This window comes from Mycobacterium sp. SMC-14, from assembly GCF_046250075.1.
In the GTDB taxonomy this organism is placed as follows: Bacteria; Actinomycetota; Actinomycetes; order Mycobacteriales; family Mycobacteriaceae; genus Mycobacterium.
This window is the reverse complement of record NZ_CP176429.1, coordinates 3959223-3978035: the sequence shown is the minus strand read 5'-3', so window position 1 is coordinate 3978035 and position 18813 is coordinate 3959223. Positions and strand designations below refer to the sequence as shown.

The window sequence follows — 18813 nt, the reverse complement described above, 5'->3', positions numbered from 1 at the left end:
CCTTTGGTTTGTCACTGGAGCGCTAACCTCGCCCGGGCATACACATGATGGCTAGGTGTATGACCGGGTGTCAACCATTTTTGTGCGGAACATCGGTGACCAGACCGCCGTCCATGACGAACTCCGAACCCGTGGCGTAGGAGGACTCGTCGCTGGCCAAGAACAGCACGAAGGTGGCGACTTCGTCGGACGTACCGGGCCGTCCCAGCGGGATCGTCACCATGTCCTCGGGCAGGTGCTCGGTCATCGGGGTGCGGATGAAGCCGGGATGCAGCGAGTTGACCCGGATGTTGTGGCGGGCCAGCTCGAGAGCGGCGGACTTGGTCAGTCCACGCACCGCCCATTTCGAGGCCACGTACGGGTGCACCATCGGCGCGCCGCGCAGACCCTCGATCGAGGACACATTGATGATGGACCCGCCGCCGGCGGCGATCATCGAATCGATGGACGCACGCATGCCCAGGAATGTGCCGTTGAGGTTCACGTCAATGACGTTGTGCCACTGGTCCAGATCGAATTTGCGCAGTGGCCCGAGCGCGACGGTCCCGGCGTTGTTGACCAACACGTTCAGCTTCCCAAACGTGTCGACCGCGACGCTCACCGCGGCAGCCCACTGCTCGGGGTCCCGGACGTCGAGATGCACATACCGCGCGGCGTCACCCAGCTCAGCCGCGAGTGCTGCGCCCTCTTCGTCCAGCACGTCGCCGATGACCACTTTGGCGCCCTCGCCGACCAGCATCCGGGCATCGGCCGCGCCCATACCGCGCGCACCCCCGCTGATCAGAGCTACCTTGCCGTCTACACGCCCCATGTGCATTCCGCCTTTCGGTCTGGTGTTGGTTGTCGTCGGTGTCTTCAGTCGGTGGCTGTCGCGATGACGGCGGGTGCGCCGGCTACCGGCAGGTCGAGGGTGGTGACGATCCCGGCAGGTGCCGCGACGACGGCGGGAATCGCGTTGACCACCCGGCCAACGCCGACGGCGATCGCGGCGTAGTTGTGATCGCCGTGCCGGCTGGTCGGGCAGATGTCGACGCTGTAGGACGGCTCACCGGTGATCTCCACCCGATAGGAGCCGCCCGGCTGAGCCGGCTGCGCCCAGTCCGGTCGCAGGTCGCTGCGCAGCCGGGTTACGTGCTCGACCACGATCAAGGGTTTGCTGTCGACGATGCCGTTGATCTCGAATTTGAGTGCGGCGACACCGCCTTTGGGGATATGGCCGGCGGCGATGTCGAAGGCCTCGGGCGCCGGCTCGCGCTCCGATGAGTCAGTGATGGCGTCCAGGGTCACGCCCAGTCCGGCGGCCAGCTCGCGGATCGTGGCGCCCCACGCGATGCTCAAGATCCCGGGCTGCAGCAGCATCGGCACGTTGTCGAGCGAATTGCCGAAGCCCATCACATCGAACATGACTTCGGCGCCGTCGTAGGTCGCGTAGTCGGCGATCTCCAGGCAACGGATCTGCTCAATGTTCTGGCATGTGCTGGCGAAGGCCAGCGGCACCAGATCGGTGATGAATCCGGGGTCGACACCATTGACGTAGACGCTCGAATTGCCCTGCCGGGCTGCGTCTTCGATAGGCGCGATGAACTTGTCCGGGATGACGCCCCAGGGATACTGCAGCACCCCCGGGGCGGTCCCGATGACATTGATGCCGACGGCCAGCAGCCGACAGACGTCCTTGAGCGCGTCGGGCAACCGGGTATCACCCATCGCGCAGTAGACCGCGGCCTCGGGCTTGGCGCCGATGATCGCCTCGAAGTCGTCGGTGGCGGCGATGCCGGTGTGGACGTCGAGACCGGCGAGCTCGCCGGCATCTTGGCCCACCTTGGCTGCTGTCGAGACCCACACTCCGGTGAGCTCGTAGGCGGGATTGGTGATCAGTCCGCGCAGGGCGATGCGCCCGGCGTTGCCGGTGCCGATCAGGGCGACGCGTATGGCCACGAGTTCTCCTGGAAGTGAGTTGTGTTCTACCAGAGTGGAACCGGAGCTGTTCCCAGCGGGTAGTAGCCGGGGAGCTTCTCGCCGGCCAGGCTGCGCTCGATGCGCTTCTGCATTCCGGCCGAGAGCTTGCCGGCGGTCATCAGGTCCAGGTAGAGCTTCTGGACGTGACCGAAGTCGAAGAAGTCACGCTGCCATTCGATCTTCGCGTCCGCGTTGAGGCGAAACCAGCTGCCGCCGATGCCGTAGATCTCCGACTCGGCACCGTCGGCGTCTGTCGCGACCTGCTTCCAGAAGCCGACGATCTCGCCCTGCTTCTCATCGATGAGCACCTTTTGGTAGGGGTACTGCCAGTTGTCCAGCCCCTCCATCTCCAGACCCAGGGCGATGTCGCGGATCTCGTCGATCCCGACGCACATGACGTCCTCTTTGGGACCGATGTTCCAGCCGTAGGTGGCGTCATCGGAGTAGAAGTCGGCCAGCGGCCGCCAGTCACCGGCCGCTTCAGCGTCGCGGTTGACCTGCAGCCAACGCTCGACCCAGTCATCGAGTTGTTCGCGGGAAAAAGACGCCATGTTCAATCCTGTTTCTCTTCGATGGACAACGCTCGGGTGGGGCAGGACCGCACGGCTGCCTGGATCTGGCGGCGGTCTTCGTCTGGTGGTTCGGAGTCGAGGATTTCGACCTTGCCGTGCTTGGGCACCTGGAAGTAGTCGGGCGCCTCCAGTTCGCACATGGCGTGGCCCTGACACAAGTCCAGGTCCACCTTCACTGTGTAGCTACCCATTTCAACGCTCCCTCGGCCTCTACTTGTTGCGCCGGCGGTAGCGCACCTTGGCGGGGCGAGCCAGTTGCACCACCATCTTGGAATGGTCGTTGCGGTAGGTCTCCGGAGGCTGCGACATCTCGAACTCATACTCGCGCAGCAGAACCGAGAAGATCGCCTTGATCTGCATGGTGGCGAACGCCGCCCCCACGCACCGGTGCCGACCAGCCCCGAACGGGATCCACGTCCAGCGGTGGATGACGTCTTCCTCGCGCGGTTCGTTGTAGCGCTCCGGCACGAAGTCATTGGGCTCGGGGAAGTTCTCCGGTATCCGGTTGGAGACCGCCGGCGAAGCCGCCACCATGTCGCCTTCGTGGATCGGGTAGCCACAGACCTCGAATTCACCCTTGGCGACCCGCATCAGAATGATCAGCGGCGGATGCATGCGCAGGGTCTCTTTGAGCACGTTCTCCAGGTTCGGGATCTGGCGCAGCGCATGGAAACTCACCTCGCCACCGTCGGCGTAGAGCTCGTCGAGTTCGGAGATCACCGCGGCATGGGCCTGCGGGTGGCGCAGCATCTCGATCAGCGTCCACGCGCTGGTTCCCGAGCTGGTGTGATGCCCGGCGAACATCATCGAGATAATGATCCCGGTGATTTCGTCGGCAGAGAACCGCGGGTTGCCGTTCTCGTCCGGGATCGACACCATGACGTCGATCATGTCCCGACGCTTCTTGTCGGACTCCGGGTTGGCCAGCCGGCCGTTCATGATGCCCTGCACCAGTTCGACCAGCTTGACTCGGGCCTCGTCACGGCGACGGAAGCTTTCGATCGGCAGGTACGGGTCGACGTAGCACAGCGGGTCGGTGCCGTTCTCCAGTTCGTAGTAGAGCTGGGCGAACCGGTTGTCGAGTTCTTCACGGAACTTTCGCCCGATCAGGCACGCCGTCGAGGTGTAGATGGTCAGCTCGGCGAAGAACTCCAGCAGGTCGATCTCGCCTTCGTCGCCCCAGTCGGCGATCATCTGGCGCACTTCATGCTCGATGGTGCTGGCATGGCGCTTCATGTGCTCGCCGCGAAGTGCGGTGTTGTGCAACATCTCCGCGCGCCGCTCCGGCGGGGCGTCGAACACCACGCCGTTGCCGAAGATCGGAGTCATGAACGGGTAGGCCGCGGCCTGGTCGAGCTCGTCGTCGGTGGAACGGAAGAAGAACTCGTTGGCTTCGGCGCCGGTCAGCAGCACGACCTTGCGGCCGGCCAGGTCGAACCAGCCGACGTCGCCGCATTCATCGCGCACGCGCTGCATCAACGCGATCGGATCGGTGCGGAACTCTTCGAGGTGGCCGTGTTCGGCCTCGCCCCCGGAGACCCGGGGAACCTCAGTCGCTAGCACCGTTGGTGCCACTCCTTCTCCGCCAGCTACGCGAGCTCCGCTGGCGGCATCGTCGATATCGCGGGTCATGACGGCATTCCTTCCTCACCCAGTTGCAGGTTCTGGCGATCGGAGGCGGTGTCGCGCAGCGGGGCCTCGGGCTGCACCTCCATGTCGACGATGTGTGCGCCGCGCGGAGTTTCGGCGACAAACGCGATGGCGCGAGCCAAATCTTGCGGGCGCAGGAAATAGCTGTGCCGGGCCTGACCCCACTTGGCCCAGTCCTCCAGCATCGGCCCCACCTGTTCGGCCGATAGCTTCCAGCCCATCTCGGTCAGGGTCGGGCCGGGGTGGACGATGGAAGCGCGTACCCCGGTGCCCTCCAACTCCATCCGCAGGTTGTGCACCATCGCGACCAGCGCAGCTTTGGCGGCGCCGTAGGCGCCCATGTGCGGACGCTGCTGCAACGCGACATCGGATCCGACGAAGATCACGTCGCCGCGCTGGCGGGCGACCATGTCCGGTAGAACCGCGGTGGCCAACCGGTTGGCACCGATCAGGTGTACTTGAATTTGGTCGTTGAACGCCTCGGTGGGCAGCTCGTGGATGCGCCCGGGGAACATGTCGCCTGCGCCGGAGACCAATAGCTCGATCTCTCCCAGTGCGTCGATACTTTGCGCCACAAACGATTTGACAGAGTCAGCGTCGGTTACATCGAGTGGGAACGCCACCGCCTCACCGCCATTGTCGCGGATCTTGGCGACCAGATCGGCGAGCCTATCCACACGCCTGGCGCCCAAGGCTACCGGGAATCCGCGGCCCGCCAACTCTTCTGCGGTGGCGGCGCCGATGCCCGAGGATGCACCCGTGACGATGGCGGGCCGCCGCTCGGGGGATGGGTCGAAACGTGGCATTTATGCCTCCTTGACGGTGATCGGGAGGTCGGCGAAGCCGCGCACGTTGGATGAATGCACCCGCACGGCCTTGGCCTCATCGACCTGGTAGTCGCTGATTCGACTGAAAAGTTCGTCGAGCGCCACCCGGGCCTCCATCCGGGCCAGGTGTGCGCCGAGGCAGAAGTGGGCGCCGCTGCCGAAACTGAGCAGCTTGGAGCCGATGTCGCGGCCGATCCGGAAGGCGTCGGGGTCGTCGAAGACCCGCTCGTCACGGTTTCCGGAACCGGGCAACAGCAACACCACCGAGTCGGCGGGAATGGTGGTGCCGTGCAGCGTGTAGTCCTGGGCGACGGTGCGCGCCAGGATCTGGCTGGGCGTGTCGTAGCGCAGTGTCTCCTCGACCCACAGCGGTATCAGCGAGCGGTCGGCGTAGAGCGGCGTCAGCTGGTCACGGTTGCGGTGGCCCCAGTAGATGGAACTGCCCAGCAGCTTGGTGGTGGTCTCATTGCCGGCGATCACCATCAGGAACAGGAACGCCAGGATCTCCTGGTCGCCAAGCCGGTCGCCGTCGACCTCGGTCTCCAGCAGCGCTGAGGTGAGGTTGTCGGCCGGATTTTTCTTGAAATCGGCGATCATCTCGTTGTAGTAGGTCATCAGATCCATCGATGCCTGGATCGCCGACTGCGGGACGTCGGTCACCCCGTCTTCGCGGTGCAGCACCCCGTCGGCGAGCTCCCGGATGCGTGCTCGATCGGCCTCCGGCACACCCATCAACTCGGAGATGACGTCCATCGGCAGCTTGCCGGCGAAATCGTTGATGAAGTCGAACGAGCAGGTGCCATCGGAGCCGGGCTGGATCGCGTTGTCCAGATGCTGACGCGCCAGCCGAATCACCTGCGGTTCGAGCTCGCGGATCCGGCGCGGGGTGAAGCCCCTGGACACCAGGGTGCGCAGTCGCAGGTGCTGCGGATCGTCCATCGCCAAAAACGACATCACCAGCTGGGCATGGGGACCGCGGGAGACCGGGTCCAGGGAAACCCCGTCCCGATTGGAGAGCGCTTCGCTGTTACGGAACCCGTGCAGCACATCCTGGTGGCGCGAGATCGCCCAGAAGTCGAGCTCTTCGTTGCGATACACCGGGGCCTCGTCGCGCAGGCGCCGATAGTAGGGGAACGGGTCCTCGTGGAAGTCGTAGTCGTACGGGTTGAGGACGGGTGGTGCCGTCTGCAAGCTCATCGTGGTGCTCCTGATTCGAGGATCAGGCTGACGACGTAGGCCAGCCGATCGGTGATCTGGTGGTAGGTGAAGGCGCCGCTGCCGGCGTTGACCAGAGCGCCGAAGAAGGTCATCTCCAGGGCGGAGACCTTCCGGGCATCCGCGTCCGGGCCGAACGCCGAGGTGATACGGCGGTGGATCTCCGCGCCGATCCGATCGCGCACCGTGCGGACCGCTGGGTCGCTGTTGCCGCTGAGCAGCGCTGCCGTGCAGGCCGCCGCGACTTCGGGTTCGTCGGCGACCACCAGTGCCAGGTGCCGCAGCGCCTGGTTGACCCGACTCGGCATCGGCTCGTTGACGTCGGTGAAGTACGGGACCTGACGAACCAGGTCCAGATACACCTCGGCGATCAGATGATTCTTGGAGGAGAAATAGGTGTAAGCGGTGGCCGGGGCGACCTTGGCGCGGGCCGCGACCGCGCGGACGGTCAGGTCTGCATAGGACTTCTCCCGCAGCATCTCGACGCCGGCGCTCAGCACCTTGCGGAAGGTCTCCTCCTGGCGCCGATTGCGGGTTGCGGGCGTGGCACCCGCAGTTGCGGGGTCAGCCAAGGCAGCGTTCGTCGATGTGACTGCCGCCACCGATTCGCTGGACACGTGTCCAACGTAGCTGAAGGTAGATTTGTTAGGCAAGTCCCCTGGGAAACAAGGGTTTCAGGCTCAGAGGGTTGCGGGGGCGCCAACTCTGGGTCTAGGGTTCGAGCCGGTGATAACGGACATGTGTCCATTTTCGCAGTGTTTCTTCACGGGGGCCTGCGACCAAGCTGCGGGAGTGAGACGATGGCGCTACTGGCTGACGGCGTGAGCCGGCTGCTTATCGACGGCAAGCTGACCTCGGGCGGAGCCGGCGGCTTCGCCACCGTCAACCCGGCCACCGAGGAGGTGCTCGGTGAGGCGGCCAATGCCGACGCCGCCGACATGGACCGCGCGATCGGTGCGGCGCGCCGGGCGTTCGACGAGACGGACTGGTCGACCAACACCGCACTGCGGGTGCGCTGTGTACGTCAGTTGCGCGACGCGATGCTCGAGCATGTCGAGGAGCTTCGCGATCTGACCATCGCCGACGTGGGCGCGCCCCGGATGCTGACCGCCGGCGCGCAGTTGGAAGGGCCGATCAACGACCTCAGTTTCGCCGCGGACACCGCCGAAAACTACGAGTGGACACAGGATCTCGGTCAGGCCTCGCCGATGGGCATCCCCACTCGACGCTCGGTGGTGCGGGAGGCGGTGGGCGTCGTCGGCGCCATCACCCCGTGGAACTTCCCGCACCAGATCAACCTGGCCAAGCTGGGCCCGGCGCTGGCCGCCGGCAACACCGTCGTGCTCAAGCCCGCCCCCGACACGCCGTGGGTCGCCGCGGTGCTCGGCGAGCTGATCGCGGAGAAGACCGACATTCCGCCGGGCGTGGTCAACATCGTCACCTCGACCGACCACGCGTTGGGCGCCACACTCGCCAAAGACCCACGGGTGGACCTGGTTTCGTTCACCGGCTCGACCGCCACCGGCCGCAGTGTGATGGCGGATGCCGCCGCCACCATCAAGAAGGTGTTCCTGGAGCTGGGTGGCAAGTCCGCCTTCCTGGTACTCGACGACGCCGACCTGGCCGCCGCCTGCTCGGTCGCGGGATTCTCGGTCTGCCTGCACGCCGGGCAGGGCTGCGCGATCACCACGCGACTGGTGGTGCCCCGGGCCCGCTACGACGAGGCGGTCGCTATCGCGGCCGGCACCATGGGCTCGATCAAGGCCGGCGACCCCTCGAAGCCCGGCACCATCTGCGGCCCGGTGATCTCGGCTCGCCAGCGTGACCGGGTGCAGAGCTACCTGGATCTGGCGATCACCGAGGGCGGGAGCTTCGCCTGCGGTGGCGGTCGCCCAGCGGACCAGCCCGCCGGCTTTTTCATCGAACCCACCGTGATCGCCGGGCTGACCAACGAGGCGCGGGTGGCCCGCGAGGAGATCTTCGGCCCCGTGCTCACCGTGATCCCGCACGACGGCGACGACGACGCGGTGCGCATCGCGAACGACTCGCCCTACGGGTTGTCCGCCACCGTCTACGGCGCCGATGCGCAGCGGGCGGCAGGGGTGGCCGCCCGACTGCGGGCCGGCACCGTCAACGTCAACGGCGGGGTCTGGTACTCCGCGGATATGCCGTTCGGCGGGTACAAGCAGTCCGGCAATGGCCGCGAGATGGGCGTCGCCGGGTTCGAGGAATACCTCGAAATCAAAGCCATTGCGACAGCAGCGAACTAACGACAATCACCGGATCAAGGAGAACAAGCTGATGGGTCAATTCGACGACAAGGTGGCTATCGTCACCGGCTCCGGTGGCGGGATCGGGCAGGCCTACGCCCAAGCTCTCGCCGCCGAGGGCGCCGCGGTGGTGGTCGCCGACATCAACGTCGACGGCGCGAAGACCGTGGCCGACCAGATCGTCGCCGACGGCGGCAAGGCCATCGCGGTGCGCGTCGACGTCTCGGACCTGGAGTCGGCGCAGGCCATGGCGGATGCGGCCGTGGCGGAGTTCGGCGGAATCGACTATCTGGTCAACAACGCCGCGATCTTCGGCGGGATGAAGCTCGATGGCCTGCTGACCGTGCCGTGGGACTACTACGAGAACTTCATGCGGGTGAATCTGGACGGTGCGCTGATCTGCACGCGAGCGGTCTACGAGCACATGGCTCAGCGCGGCGGCGGCGCCATCGTCAACCAGTCCTCCACCGCGGCATGGGTGTACTCGAACTTCTACGGCCTGGCCAAGGTCGGGGTCAACGGCCTGACCCAGCAGCTCTCCCGTGAACTGGGCTGGCGCAACATCCGGATCAACGCGATCGCGCCCGGCCCGATCGACACCGAGGCCAACCGGGTCACCACCCCGCAAGCGATCGTGAAGCAGATGGTGCAGCAGCTGCCGCTCGCTCGGATGGGCACGCCGGAGGATCTCGTCCCGATGTGTCTGTTCCTGTTGTCGGATCAGGCGTCGTGGATCACCGGCCAGATCTTCAACGTCGACGGCGGACAGATCATCCGGTCATAGCCACCGGTGACGACGCAGAGCGAAGCGATGAGGAGGAATCGGAACTTATGACTGTAGCCCCGGAAGAACAGCCCCGCCTCGGTTACATCGGCCTCGGCAATATGGGTGCGCCGATGGCCAAGCGTTTGGTGGAATGGCCGGGTGGCGTAACGATATTCGACCTGCGGACCGAGGCGATGACACCGCTGGCCGAGGCCGGAGCCAGTGTCGCCGGCAGTGTTGCCGAGGTGGGCGCGAACGCCGACATCATCAGCATCACGGTGCTCGACGACGCCCAGGTCCGACAGGTGGTCGCCGAACTGGTGCCCACGGTGAAGCCGGGCACCGTCATCGCAATCCACTCGACGATCGCCGATACCACGGCCGCTGAGCTGGCCGAGGAACTCAAGCCTCAGGGCATTCACGTCGTCGACGCACCGGTCAGCGGTGGTGCGGGCGCGGCCGAAAAGGGTCAGCTGGCAACCATGGTCGGTGCCGATCGCGCGGTCTACGACCAGATCAAGCCGGCGTTCAAGCAGTGGGCGTCGTTGGTGATCCACGCCGGGAAGCCTGGGGCTGGAACCCGAATGAAGCTGGCGCGCAACATGTTGACGTTCACCGCGTACGCTGCGGCCGGCGAAGCCATGAAGCTGGCCGAAGCGGCCGGACTCGATCTGCAGGCGCTGGGCCGGGTGGTGCGCCACACCGATGCGCTCACCGGCGGCCCCGGCGCGATCATGCTGCTGGACTCGACCACACCACTGCCGGCGGACCACTTCCTGTACAACGCCTTCACCCACACCCGCGGACTCGGCGAGAAAGATCTGCACCTCGCACTGGGATTGGGACAGGCCACCGGAGTCGACCTGCCGCTCGCCCAGGTGGCGCTCGCCGAACTCGCCGCCGGTCTGGGCGTGCCGCACACCGAGGACTCCGCTTTTCAAGAACCGGGAGAGATCTGATGGACGAACTGCGCCGTACCGGGCTTGCCAAGATGAACGAGGTCTACGCCTGGGACATGCCCGACATGCCCGGCGAGTACTTCGCGCTGACCGCCGACCACCTGTTCGGTCGAATCTGGAGTCGGCCCGGGCTTTCCATGCGCGACAAGCGCCTGATGACGCTGACGGTGGTCACCGCGGTGGGGGAGAAGGACCTGGCCGAGATCCAGGTCAACGCCGCCCTGCACAACGGCGAGCTGACTGAGGACGAGCTGCGCGAGATGGCCATCTTCATCACCCACTACGTCGGCTTCCCCCGCGGATCCGGGCTGAACGCCGTGGTGGAGAAGGTGATCGCCAAGCGCAACAAGGCCGCCGCCGAGGGCAAGGGTGAGGACAAGAAGGCCAACGTCGCAGCCGTGCTGGATAAGCAGAAGGGCGAGTGACCGAGTCCCTGCTCGCCGCGCGGGGCGCCGTCGTGGTCGGCGGCAGCCGTGGCATCGGCCGAGCGGTGGCGGAGCTGCTGGCGGGCTGCGGTGCCGGAGTGGTGGTGAACGGCCGGGACCCAGAGGCGGTGGACGAAACAACCGAAGCGATCACCGCATCGGGTGGGCGGGCCGTCGGCCTGGCCGGTGCGGCCCATGTCGAGGCGACCGCCGTGGCGCTGGTCCACGCCTGTCGGGAGGAATACGGCAGCGTCGACGTGCTGATCAACTGCGCCGGCGTTGCCGAACCCCCCGGCTCCTCGATCCTGTCGGTGTCCACCGAGCAATTCCAGGATCTGCTCGACGCACACTTGGGCACGGCTTTTCAGACCTGCCGGGCGGCCGCGCCGGTCATGGCCGAGCAGCGCCGCGGCTCGATCGTCAACAGCGGCTCGGTGGCATTTCTGGGCGATTACGGCGGCACCGGATATCCCGCCGGCAAGGGTGCGATCAACGGCCTGACCGTGGCGGTGGCCGCGGAGCTTGCGCCTTACGGGGTGCGGGCGAACGTCGTCTGCCCGGGCGCGAAGACACGGTTGTCCACCGGCGATGACTACGAGAAACACATCCGCGACCTGAACGCCAGGGGCCTGTTGGATGAGATCAGCATGCGGGCTTCGTTGGATCCGGCCCCCGCCGACTACGTCGCCCCGCTGTACGCCTACCTGGCCAGTGACCTGTCTGCCGGGGTGAGCGGATCGGTGTTCCTGGCATCGGGTGGTTTCCTGGGCCGTTTCGATCGGCCGGTCCCCGCGGTACTCGGATACCGCGATCACCAGCGCTTTTCGCCCTGGACCGTCGACGAACTGCACGCCATGGTGGCGAGCCGCTGACACGACGGAAGCGATGCCCGTATTGCCAGTAGGCCCGACTGTGGCGCGAACAGTCCGCACGCACCGCGGGCGGGCTCTTGCCTTCGATATCCTTTGTCTCGCGCCTCACCGATGACCATGCGAGGCGAACTCAGAGAGGAGTAGCGCCCATGCGCGTCCTGGTGATCGGTTCCGGCGCCCGGGAACATGCGTTACTTCTAGCCCTTCGCAACGACCCCAAGGTCGACCACGTGGTGATCGCCCCCGGTAACGCCGGTACCGCGGCGGTGGCCGAGCAACGAGACATCGACATCACCTCGGCGTCGGCCGTCACCGCCTTGGCCCGCGACGTCGAGGCCGACCTCGTGGTGATCGGGCCGGAGGTGCCGCTGGTCCTGGGTGTGGCAGATGCGGTGCGGGCCGCCGGCATCGCCTGCTTCGGGCCGTCGCAGGACGCCGCTCGCATCGAAGGCTCCAAGGCGTTCGCCAAGGACGTGATGGCCGCCGCCGGCGTGCGCACCGCCCGCTCGGAGATCGTCGACAGCCCCGCTGACCTGGACGCCGTCCTGACCCGCTTCGGCCCTGATGCCGGGGAGGCGGCCTGGGTGGTCAAGGACGACGGGCTGGCCGCGGGCAAGGGCGTCGTCGTGACTGCAGATCGGGCAGCGGCCCGGGCGCACGCTGCCGGGCTGCTCGACAGTGGGCATCCGGTGCTGCTGGAATCCTTCCTCGACGGACCCGAACTGTCCCTGTTCTGTGTCGTCGACGGCGCCACCGTGGTGCCGCTGTTGCCGGCGCAGGACTTCAAGCGGGTCGGCGACGGCGACAGCGGACCCAACACCGGCGGCATGGGCGCATACGCCCCGCTGCCGTGGCTGTCCCGGGAGGCCGCGGCCGGCATCGTCACCGACGTCGTCGAACCCGTCGCGGCCGAACTGCTCCGGCGGGGCAGCCGGTTCACCGGATTGCTGTATGCCGGTCTGGCGATGACGTCGACCGGGCCGGCGGTGGTCGAATTCAATTGCCGCTTCGGCGATCCGGAGACCCAGGCGGTGCTGGCGCTGTTGGAGTCGCCGCTCGGACAGTTGCTGCATGCCGCCGCCACCGGCGGACTGAGCGAGTTCGGTGTGTTGCGCTGGCGGGATGCCGCCGCGGTGACCGTGGTGCTGGCCGCCGAGAACTATCCCGGCCGGCCGCGTGTCGGTGACGTGATCGTGGGCGCCGAGGCCGACGGGGTGTTGCACGCCGGTACCGCGCGCCGTGACGACGGGGCGGTGGTGTCCTCCGGCGGGCGCGTGCTGTCGGTGGTGGGCGTCGGAGACGACCTCAATGCCGCGCGTGCCGACGCCTATCGGATCCTCGATTCAATTCGTTTGCCGGGAAGTCACTTCCGCAGCGACATCGGCGCGGCTGCCGCCGAGGGGAAGATCCAGATCTGACCGGATAGGCCTACCGCTATCCTTGGTGGCATGGCTGACCAAACTGAACCGGAGTCCACCGAATCCGAAACGCAGGATGCCCCGGCGAAAAGTGCCGGCGCGGCGAAACGGCGGTCAGCTCCCCTTCCGGCCCCGGCTCCGGCGCAGTCGAGCACCGGCCCCCTGCTGATCGCCGCGGCGGTCGGACTGGTCGCCGGGCTCATCGGTGGTGCGGCGGTAGCCGGCCTGTGGCACCCGGGTGGTTCGTCCTCGAGTGGTTCGACCAAGTTCAGCGGTGAGCAGGTCAACGACGCGAAGAAGGATGTGTGCGGCGCGGTCGTGCTTGCTCGTCAAGCGGTGGCCAACAACATGCACATGAAGAACCCGGACCCGGAGAACCCCATCGCCCAGCTCGCGGTGGCGGCCAACGCTCGGTTGTCGCTGACTGCGGGTGCGGCATATCTGCGTGGCCGGCTCGAAGCGGACCCCGCGACGCCGCAAGACATCGTGGAAACCACCCAGAAGATGGCCGGTGCGCTGGAGCGTCTGAACCTCAGCTACCTTGTCGGGCAACCGAATACGGAGCGCGAGCAGCTGGGGCATGACCTCGATGCGCACATCACCGCGCTGGGCAAGCTCTGCCAGTAACCCCGTTGGGGTTACCGCTCAGAGCCCGAACAGGGCCAGCGGGTCCATTGCCGACATGGCGCCGGCGTCGTCCAGGCCGTTGAAGGCGTCGCCCGGATCCAGTGGGTTGGCGGCGGAGAACATGCCGAACAACGAGCTCAGATCGACGTTGCCGAACGGCGTCACCAGGGTGTCGGTGACCGTGCCATCGTCGCCGGGCGTGGCGATGTAGATGTTCTGCCAGCCGCCGCCGAAGTTCAGGACGTCGTAGACGGTTCCTGCCGCCGGCAGCAGCGAGGCGTCCACCCCTTCGGCAGCGGCGACGCTCGCCACGGTGAACTCTGTGTTGGCCATCCCCAGCAAGTTCGACACATTCACGCCGGTGGTGATGCTCCCGAGGTCGGCGGGGCTTGACCCGGAGTCGTCGTAGACAGTGAAGACCTGCGGGGCGAAGTCGATCGGTGCACCTCCACCAATGCCGACCGAGGCACCGCCGAGGGCCAGCAGCGGCCCAACACCGAATAGCGCCGGCACGATGTTGAAACCCTCTTCCGAGCCGGTCAAGCCGAGCGTCGGGTCGAAGACGTACCCACCGAGGCTGAAAGCGTCCTCGCCGAGGCTGCTGTCGCCGACCTGTAGCCCGGTGAACGCGTCACCCGGGTCGAGCGGGTTGGCGGCGTTGATGCCGCCGAACAGCGAGTCCAGGTTCATGTTGCCGAACGGCGTGACCAAGGTGTCGTGGACGGTGCCGGGAGTGACGGTGCCGTCGACGGTGACGTCCGGCGTCGCCGTGTAGACATTCACCCATCCGCCGCCGAGGTTCAAGGCGTCGTAGACCGATCCCAGTACCGGTAGCTGCGAGTCCTCCACGCCGTCGGCCGCAGTGACATCTTGGACGATCAACTGGGTGTTGGTCATGCCCAGCAGATTCGCCACGTCCACCGCGGTCTTGACGCTGCCGAGCTCGCTGCCGTTGCTTCCGTAGACGTCGAAGTCCTGGGGTGCGAAGGCTTGTGGCTGGGTTCCGGGATACCCCAGGCTGAACACCAGTTGGCCGCCGCCGAGATTCAGCAGGGGCGGCAAGCTGGCGAGAGAGTCGACCGGGGTGAACCCCTCGGTCACCGTGCCGTCATCCCCGGTGCTGAATGGGTTGAACGTGAACCCGCCGATGGTGAAGGCGTCGGCGCCGATGCTGCTGTCACCGGCCTGCAGCGGGGTGAACGCATCGCCCGGCTGTAGCGGGTTGGCGGCGTTCATATCGGCGAACAGCGAGCTCAGGTCGGTGTTGCCGAACGGCGTCACCAGGGTGTCGGTGACCGTGCCGTTCGCGCCCGGGGTGGCGACATAGACGTTGTAGAAGCCATTGCCCAGGTTCAGTACGTCGTAAACCGTTCCCTTCACGGGTAGCGCCGAGGCCTCGACCCCGTCGGCGGGGGTGGTGTCGAGCACAGTGAACGCGGTGTTGGACAGGCCCAGCAGGTTCGCGACGGTTTCGTTGGTGCTGATGCTGCCGAGCGATTCGGTGCCGTTGTACAAATCGAAGGTCTGCGGGGCGAGGTCCAAGCTGGTGGGCCCAAGGCTCACCGACCCGCCGCCGAGACCCAACAGCGGCGGAGCCAAGCTGAGCGGACCGACCGGGTCGAAGCCCTCGGTGCCGGATGAGGTGATGGGGTCGAAGATGGTGCCGTCGATGGTGAAGGCGTTGTCACCGGGCGCAGCAGCGCCCAGCGCGGCCTGCATGAGTGCTGCGGTGATCAGCCCACCGCTGGCGGTGGCCGCAACGGCGGCAGTCTGAATTCGTCGATTTGTCATCACAAGGCCTTCCAATTCGTTCGGTTGGACTGGCATTTGGTGCGACCCAGAATCAGTTGAGTTACTGGTGAGTACTTTTTGACGCTACCGCGGGTGTTCTTCATCACACAAGGTTTTGTCGGGCTCATATACCGGACAATTCCGACGATTTCGGAGACAATGCGGCCGAATTACGGGACATGCACCCAGATTCGCGGTAAGTCCCGCCCGCGGCCTTCCGCTTCTTGTTCGTGCAGCGGTGTTCGCCAGACTGAAGAACGTTTAGGCAGTCAGGAGTGGGGCAAGCCAGGTCAACTCGGCGGGCAGCTGAGAACTCCAGTACGACCCGTCGTGCCCTCCGGGGGAGAAGCCGCCCGCCGGGGGGCTGGGCAACTGGGCGATGAAGGCCTGGGTCGCCGAATAGAACGGGTCGTCATTGCCGCAGTCCACCCGGATCGGGATCGAGCCCAATGCCGGCATCCCGAACACCGAGTTGGCCGCGAAGTCCGATGCGCCGTCGAACGCGCCCGGCGCCGTCGCTCCGGGTGACAGCCACAGTGCGGGGCTGACCGCGCAGATCGCCGCGGTTCGGCGCGGGCCGAGTCGGCCCCCCAGCAACAGGGCGCCGTAGCCGCCCATCGACCAGCCGATGAATCCCACCCGGGAGGTGTCCAGGCCCTGTTCGGCCAGCAGAGGCAACAACTCGTCGGTCACCATTGCGTCCGAGTCTTCACCGGAGGCGCGGTGGTGCCAGTAGCTCCCGCCGCCGTCGACGGCGACCACCGCGAACGGGGGCAGGCCCGCGTCCACGGCCTCGGCTAGGCCCTGCTCCACGCCGCCGGCCATCACGGTCGCGGCATCACTTCCCTTGCCGTGCAGCGCGATCAGTGGCCGCAACGCGCCGGTCTGGCCGGGCGGGCGGGCGATCGCCCAGTTGGTGGTGATGCCCCCGCGCGCCGCCGAGGTGAACGAGCCTGTCGTCATTGTTGGCGCGGCCTGCGCCGGGGCGGCCTGCGTGGGACGCGCATCGAGTAATGAGCTCGCCCCCAGTGCGCCCGCGGTACCCATCGCGGCTCCGAGGCGTAGTACCGTCCGTCGGCTCAACTCTGGCATGGCGGCCATCATGCCAGCGGGTGCTGTTTGTCCGAAAAGGCGGAAACGCATGATGCGGCGCTACCCGGGCTGGCAGCATCTCTAGGCGTGATGACAGCAGTGACGCCCAAGGGCGAACGACGGCGGTATGCGCTGATCAGCGCCGCCGCCGAGCTGCTGCGCGAGGGCGGTTTCGACGCCGTGCGGCATCGTGCCGTGGCGCAGCGAGCCGGTCTGCCGCTGGCATCGACGACCTATTACTTCTCGTCACTGGAAGACCTCATCGCCCACGCCGTGGAACACATCGGGATGTTGGAGGTCGCACAGTTGCGAGCGCGCATCACCGAGCTGTCCCGGCGCCGACGCAGTGCCGAGACCACAGCCGACATCTTGGTGGAGCTGTTGGTGGGGGAGGGCAGCGACGAGCAGATCGACGAGCAGCTCATCTCCCGCTATGAGCGCTATATCGTCTGTTCTCGCCACCCGGCGCTGCGCGGCATTCAGCGCCGGGTCCTGCATCAACGGTCCGACGCGGTCGCTGAAGCGGTCGAACGCTCCGGTCGGATCGCGCGGGTCGAGATGGCATATGCCCTGGTCTGCATGGTGGACGGCGCGGTGATGGCGGCACTGGTCGATGATCTGCAGGGGCCGCGGGTGGCCGCCCGGGCTGCGGTCGTCGACGTCATCGATATGCTCGCCCCACTGGATCAGCGCGCAGTGTCGGCCTGAGAGCCGCACACGGTATGCTGCCTCGATCCCTTTGTCGCTCCTTAGCTACTGGCGGGTAACAAAGGGGCCGGAGACGCTTGGAGAACGCCCGTCAGCGCCTGAAGACGGCCAAGAGATGCGAATGTGGAGAGCTACGTCATGAATATCGGTGTCCTATCCGAGGCGCAGCCCGGTGAGACGCGTGTGTCGGCGACGCCGACGACGGTCGCTGCACTGACCAAGCTCGGTTACGACGTCGTAGTGGATTCCGGTGCGGGCGAAGCGTCGTCCTTTTCCGACGCGGCGTACACCGAGGCCGGCGCCACGATCGGCGATGCGCGTGCCGCCGACATCGTGTTCGGTGTCAACGCCCCGTCGACCGAGCAGCTGGACGGCATGAAGCCGGGCGCGACGCTGGTCAGCCTGCTGGCTCCGGCGCTGAACCCGGACCGAGTGGAGGACCTGGCTCGCCGGCCAATCACGGCGCTGTCGATGGACGCGGTGCCCCGGATCTCGCGGGCGCAGTCGCTGGACGTGCTGAGCTCGATGGCCAACATCGCCGGCTACCGCGCCGTGATCGAGGCTGCCCACGTCTTCGGCCGGTTCTTTACCGGCCAGGTGACCGCCGCGGGCAAGGTACCGCCGGCCAAGGTGCTGGTGGTGGGCGCCGGGGTGGCGGGCTTGGCCGCGATCGGTGCCGCCGGCAGCCTGGGCGCCATCGTGCGGGCCACCGACCCCCGCCCGGAGGTGGCCGACCAGGTGCGCTCGCTCGGCGGGGAATACCTGTCGATCGAATCGACCGAGACCGAGGTTTCGGCCACTGGCTACGCCAAAGAGATGAGCGACGACTACAAGGTCCGCGAGGCAGCGCTCTACGCCGAGCAGAGTGCCGACGTCGACATCATCATCACCACCGCGCTCATCCCGGGTAAGCCCGCGCCGCGGATCATCACCGCCGAGATGGTCGCGTCGATGAAACCGGGCAGCGTGATCGTCGACATGGCCGCGGCCAACGGCGGCAACGTCGAGGGCACCGTCAAGGACCAGGCCGTCGTCACCGCCAACGGGGTGACGATCATCGGCTACACCGACCTGGCCGGCCGGCTGCCCGCGCAGGCGTCGCAGCTCTACGGCACCAACCTGGTCAACCTGATGAAGTTGATGACTCCCGGCAAGGACGGCCAGCTGGTGCTGGACTTCGACGACGTGGTGCAGCGGTCGATGACCGTGGTGCGCGACGGCGCCTCGACATGGCCGCCGCCCCCGGTGCAGGTCTCGGCCGCTCCGGCCAAGGTCGCCGAAGCCCCGGTGGTCACGCAGAAAGCCAAGGAACCGATGTCGGCCGGACGCCGGCTGGGCGTGGTGGTGTCCGCGGCGGCAGTGCTGTTCGCGCTGGTCGCCATGGCGCCGGCGGCGCTGCAGGTGCACCTGATCGTCTTTGCGTTGGCGATCGTGATCGGTTACTACGTGATCGGCCATGTGCACCACGCGCTGCACACGCCGCTGATGTCGGTGACCAATGCGATCTCCGGAATCATCGTGGTGGGCGCGCTGCTGCAGATCGGCCACGGTGACCCGGCCATCACGAGTTTGGCCGCCGCGGCGATCCTGCTGGCCAGCATCAACATCTTCGGTGGTTTCGCGGTGACCCGCCGCATGCTCGCCATGTTCTCCCGCAGCTAG

Annotated in this window: 19 protein-coding genes; 9 read left to right on the top strand and 10 right to left on the bottom strand. The window is 66.6% G+C overall.

The annotated features are described in order from the left end of the window. Positions 1 to 70 precede the first annotated feature (70 nt). The 8 genes from ACKY0W_RS18940 to ACKY0W_RS18905 all read right to left on the bottom strand — a co-directional run bounded on the left by ACKY0W_RS18940 (position 71) and on the right by ACKY0W_RS18905 (position 6795). Entirely contained in the window at positions 71 to 811 is a 741-nt protein-coding gene (locus tag ACKY0W_RS18940) for a glucose 1-dehydrogenase (RefSeq protein ID WP_409435337.1), read from the bottom strand. A 44-nt stretch (positions 812 to 855) separates the two neighbouring features. Beyond that, complete coding sequence (locus tag ACKY0W_RS18935) at positions 856 to 1938, bottom strand: diacylglycerol kinase (RefSeq protein WP_409435336.1); 1083 nt, start codon at positions 1936 to 1938, stop codon at positions 856 to 858. A 26-nt stretch (positions 1939 to 1964) separates the two neighbouring features. Next, a complete protein-coding gene (locus ACKY0W_RS18930) occupies positions 1965 to 2510 on the bottom strand; it encodes a nuclear transport factor 2 family protein (RefSeq protein WP_409435335.1) in 546 nt (181 codons plus the stop codon). A 2-nt stretch (positions 2511 to 2512) separates the two neighbouring features. Next, on the bottom strand, positions 2513 to 2722 hold the full coding sequence (locus ACKY0W_RS18925) for a ferredoxin (protein WP_406759613.1): 210 nt from the start codon (positions 2720 to 2722) through the stop codon (positions 2513 to 2515). A gap of 19 nt (positions 2723 to 2741) precedes the next feature. Beyond that, positions 2742 to 4094 (bottom strand): cytochrome P450, encoded by a 1353-nt coding sequence (locus ACKY0W_RS18920; RefSeq protein ID WP_409435334.1) that lies wholly within the window; start codon positions 4092 to 4094, stop codon positions 2742 to 2744. 65 nt (positions 4095 to 4159) lie between these two features. Beyond that, positions 4160 to 4987 (bottom strand): SDR family oxidoreductase, encoded by an 828-nt coding sequence (locus tag ACKY0W_RS18915; RefSeq protein WP_409435333.1) that lies wholly within the window; start codon positions 4985 to 4987, stop codon positions 4160 to 4162. After that, entirely contained in the window at positions 4988 to 6205 is a 1218-nt protein-coding gene (locus tag ACKY0W_RS18910; protein WP_409435332.1) for a cytochrome P450, read from the bottom strand. It lies immediately after the preceding gene. Then, the gene (locus ACKY0W_RS18905) at positions 6202 to 6795 is read right to left on the bottom strand and encodes a TetR family transcriptional regulator (protein WP_409437852.1); all 594 of its coding nucleotides are present in this window, start codon (positions 6793 to 6795) and stop codon (positions 6202 to 6204) included. Before ACKY0W_RS18905 ends, ACKY0W_RS18910 begins: the two co-directional genes overlap by 4 nt. Positions 6796 to 7023: 228 nt before the next feature. On the opposite strand from ACKY0W_RS18905, the gene ACKY0W_RS18900 reads away from it, so the two are divergent. The 7 genes from ACKY0W_RS18900 (at position 7024) to ACKY0W_RS18870 (ending at position 13560) form a co-directional block, all read left to right on the top strand. Then, the gene (locus ACKY0W_RS18900) at positions 7024 to 8493 is read left to right on the top strand and encodes an aldehyde dehydrogenase (RefSeq protein WP_409435331.1); all 1470 of its coding nucleotides are present in this window, start codon (positions 7024 to 7026) and stop codon (positions 8491 to 8493) included. A 31-nt stretch (positions 8494 to 8524) separates the two neighbouring features. Beyond that, complete coding sequence (locus tag ACKY0W_RS18895; protein ID WP_409435330.1) at positions 8525 to 9277, top strand: SDR family oxidoreductase; 753 nt, start codon at positions 8525 to 8527, stop codon at positions 9275 to 9277. A 47-nt stretch (positions 9278 to 9324) separates the two neighbouring features. Beyond that, positions 9325 to 10218: an NAD(P)-dependent oxidoreductase gene (locus ACKY0W_RS18890; protein ID WP_409435329.1), complete on the top strand. Its 894-nt coding sequence runs from the start codon at positions 9325 to 9327 to the stop codon at positions 10216 to 10218. After that, positions 10218 to 10643 (top strand): carboxymuconolactone decarboxylase family protein, encoded by a 426-nt coding sequence (locus ACKY0W_RS18885; protein WP_065041074.1) that lies wholly within the window; start codon positions 10218 to 10220, stop codon positions 10641 to 10643. The genes ACKY0W_RS18890 and ACKY0W_RS18885 overlap by 1 nt, the downstream gene beginning before the upstream one ends. Beyond that, the gene (locus tag ACKY0W_RS18880; RefSeq protein ID WP_409435328.1) at positions 10640 to 11515 is read left to right on the top strand and encodes an SDR family NAD(P)-dependent oxidoreductase; all 876 of its coding nucleotides are present in this window, start codon (positions 10640 to 10642) and stop codon (positions 11513 to 11515) included. The genes ACKY0W_RS18885 and ACKY0W_RS18880 overlap by 4 nt, the downstream gene beginning before the upstream one ends. A gap of 149 nt (positions 11516 to 11664) precedes the next feature. Next, on the top strand, positions 11665 to 12933 hold the full coding sequence (gene purD, locus ACKY0W_RS18875) for a phosphoribosylamine--glycine ligase (protein ID WP_409435327.1): 1269 nt from the start codon (positions 11665 to 11667) through the stop codon (positions 12931 to 12933). Between the two features lie 30 nt (positions 12934 to 12963). Further along, positions 12964 to 13560: a hypothetical protein gene (locus ACKY0W_RS18870; protein WP_409435326.1), complete on the top strand. Its 597-nt coding sequence runs from the start codon at positions 12964 to 12966 to the stop codon at positions 13558 to 13560. A gap of 18 nt (positions 13561 to 13578) precedes the next feature. On the opposite strand, the gene ACKY0W_RS18865 is transcribed toward ACKY0W_RS18870, so the two are convergent. Further along, positions 13579 to 15351, bottom strand: coding sequence for a hypothetical protein (locus tag ACKY0W_RS18865; protein WP_409435325.1), 1773 nt, complete (start codon positions 15349 to 15351; stop codon positions 13579 to 13581). Between the two features lie 261 nt (positions 15352 to 15612). Further along, a complete protein-coding gene (locus ACKY0W_RS18860; protein WP_409435324.1) occupies positions 15613 to 16455 on the bottom strand; it encodes an alpha/beta hydrolase-fold protein in 843 nt (280 codons plus the stop codon). Positions 16456 to 16533: 78 nt separating this feature from the next. Between ACKY0W_RS18860 and ACKY0W_RS18855 the strand changes: the two genes are divergently transcribed. Then, on the top strand, positions 16534 to 17151 hold the full coding sequence (locus ACKY0W_RS18855; RefSeq protein WP_409437851.1) for a TetR/AcrR family transcriptional regulator: 618 nt from the start codon (positions 16534 to 16536) through the stop codon (positions 17149 to 17151). Positions 17152 to 17289: 138 nt separating this feature from the next. Continuing rightward, positions 17290 to 18813 carry a Re/Si-specific NAD(P)(+) transhydrogenase subunit alpha gene (locus ACKY0W_RS18850; protein WP_409435323.1) on the top strand — a complete coding sequence of 508 codons (1524 nt, stop codon included), beginning with the start codon at positions 17290 to 17292 and terminating at the stop codon, positions 18811 to 18813.

What these genes read in the sequence shown, in the direction of transcription:
- ACKY0W_RS18940 (WP_409435337.1), bottom strand. Translation starts at nt 811, where the DNA reads ATGGGGCGTGTAGACGGCAAGGTAGCTCTGATCAGCGGGGGTGCGCGC.
- ACKY0W_RS18930 (WP_409435335.1), bottom strand. Translation starts at nt 2,510, where the DNA reads ATGGCGTCTTTTTCCCGCGAACAACTCGATGACTGGGTCGAGCGTTGG.
- ACKY0W_RS18925 (WP_406759613.1), bottom strand. Translation starts at nt 2,722, where the DNA reads ATGGGTAGCTACACAGTGAAGGTGGACCTGGACTTGTGTCAGGGCCAC.
- ACKY0W_RS18915 (WP_409435333.1), bottom strand. Translation starts at nt 4,987, where the DNA reads ATGCCACGTTTCGACCCATCCCCCGAGCGGCGGCCCGCCATCGTCACG.
- ACKY0W_RS18910 (WP_409435332.1), bottom strand. Translation starts at nt 6,205, where the DNA reads ATGAGCTTGCAGACGGCACCACCCGTCCTCAACCCGTACGACTACGAC.
- ACKY0W_RS18900 (WP_409435331.1), top strand. Translation starts at nt 7,024, where the DNA reads ATGGCGCTACTGGCTGACGGCGTGAGCCGGCTGCTTATCGACGGCAAG.
- ACKY0W_RS18895 (WP_409435330.1), top strand. Translation starts at nt 8,525, where the DNA reads ATGGGTCAATTCGACGACAAGGTGGCTATCGTCACCGGCTCCGGTGGC.
- ACKY0W_RS18890 (WP_409435329.1), top strand. Translation starts at nt 9,325, where the DNA reads ATGACTGTAGCCCCGGAAGAACAGCCCCGCCTCGGTTACATCGGCCTC.
- ACKY0W_RS18885 (WP_065041074.1), top strand. Translation starts at nt 10,218, where the DNA reads ATGGACGAACTGCGCCGTACCGGGCTTGCCAAGATGAACGAGGTCTAC.
- purD (WP_409435327.1), top strand. Translation starts at nt 11,665, where the DNA reads ATGCGCGTCCTGGTGATCGGTTCCGGCGCCCGGGAACATGCGTTACTT.
- ACKY0W_RS18870 (WP_409435326.1), top strand. Translation starts at nt 12,964, where the DNA reads ATGGCTGACCAAACTGAACCGGAGTCCACCGAATCCGAAACGCAGGAT.
- ACKY0W_RS18865 (WP_409435325.1), bottom strand. Translation starts at nt 15,351, where the DNA reads ATGACAAATCGACGAATTCAGACTGCCGCCGTTGCGGCCACCGCCAGC.
- ACKY0W_RS18860 (WP_409435324.1), bottom strand. Translation starts at nt 16,455, where the DNA reads ATGATGGCCGCCATGCCAGAGTTGAGCCGACGGACGGTACTACGCCTC.
- ACKY0W_RS18855 (WP_409437851.1), top strand. Translation starts at nt 16,534, where the DNA reads ATGACAGCAGTGACGCCCAAGGGCGAACGACGGCGGTATGCGCTGATC.
- ACKY0W_RS18850 (WP_409435323.1), top strand. Translation starts at nt 17,290, where the DNA reads ATGAATATCGGTGTCCTATCCGAGGCGCAGCCCGGTGAGACGCGTGTG.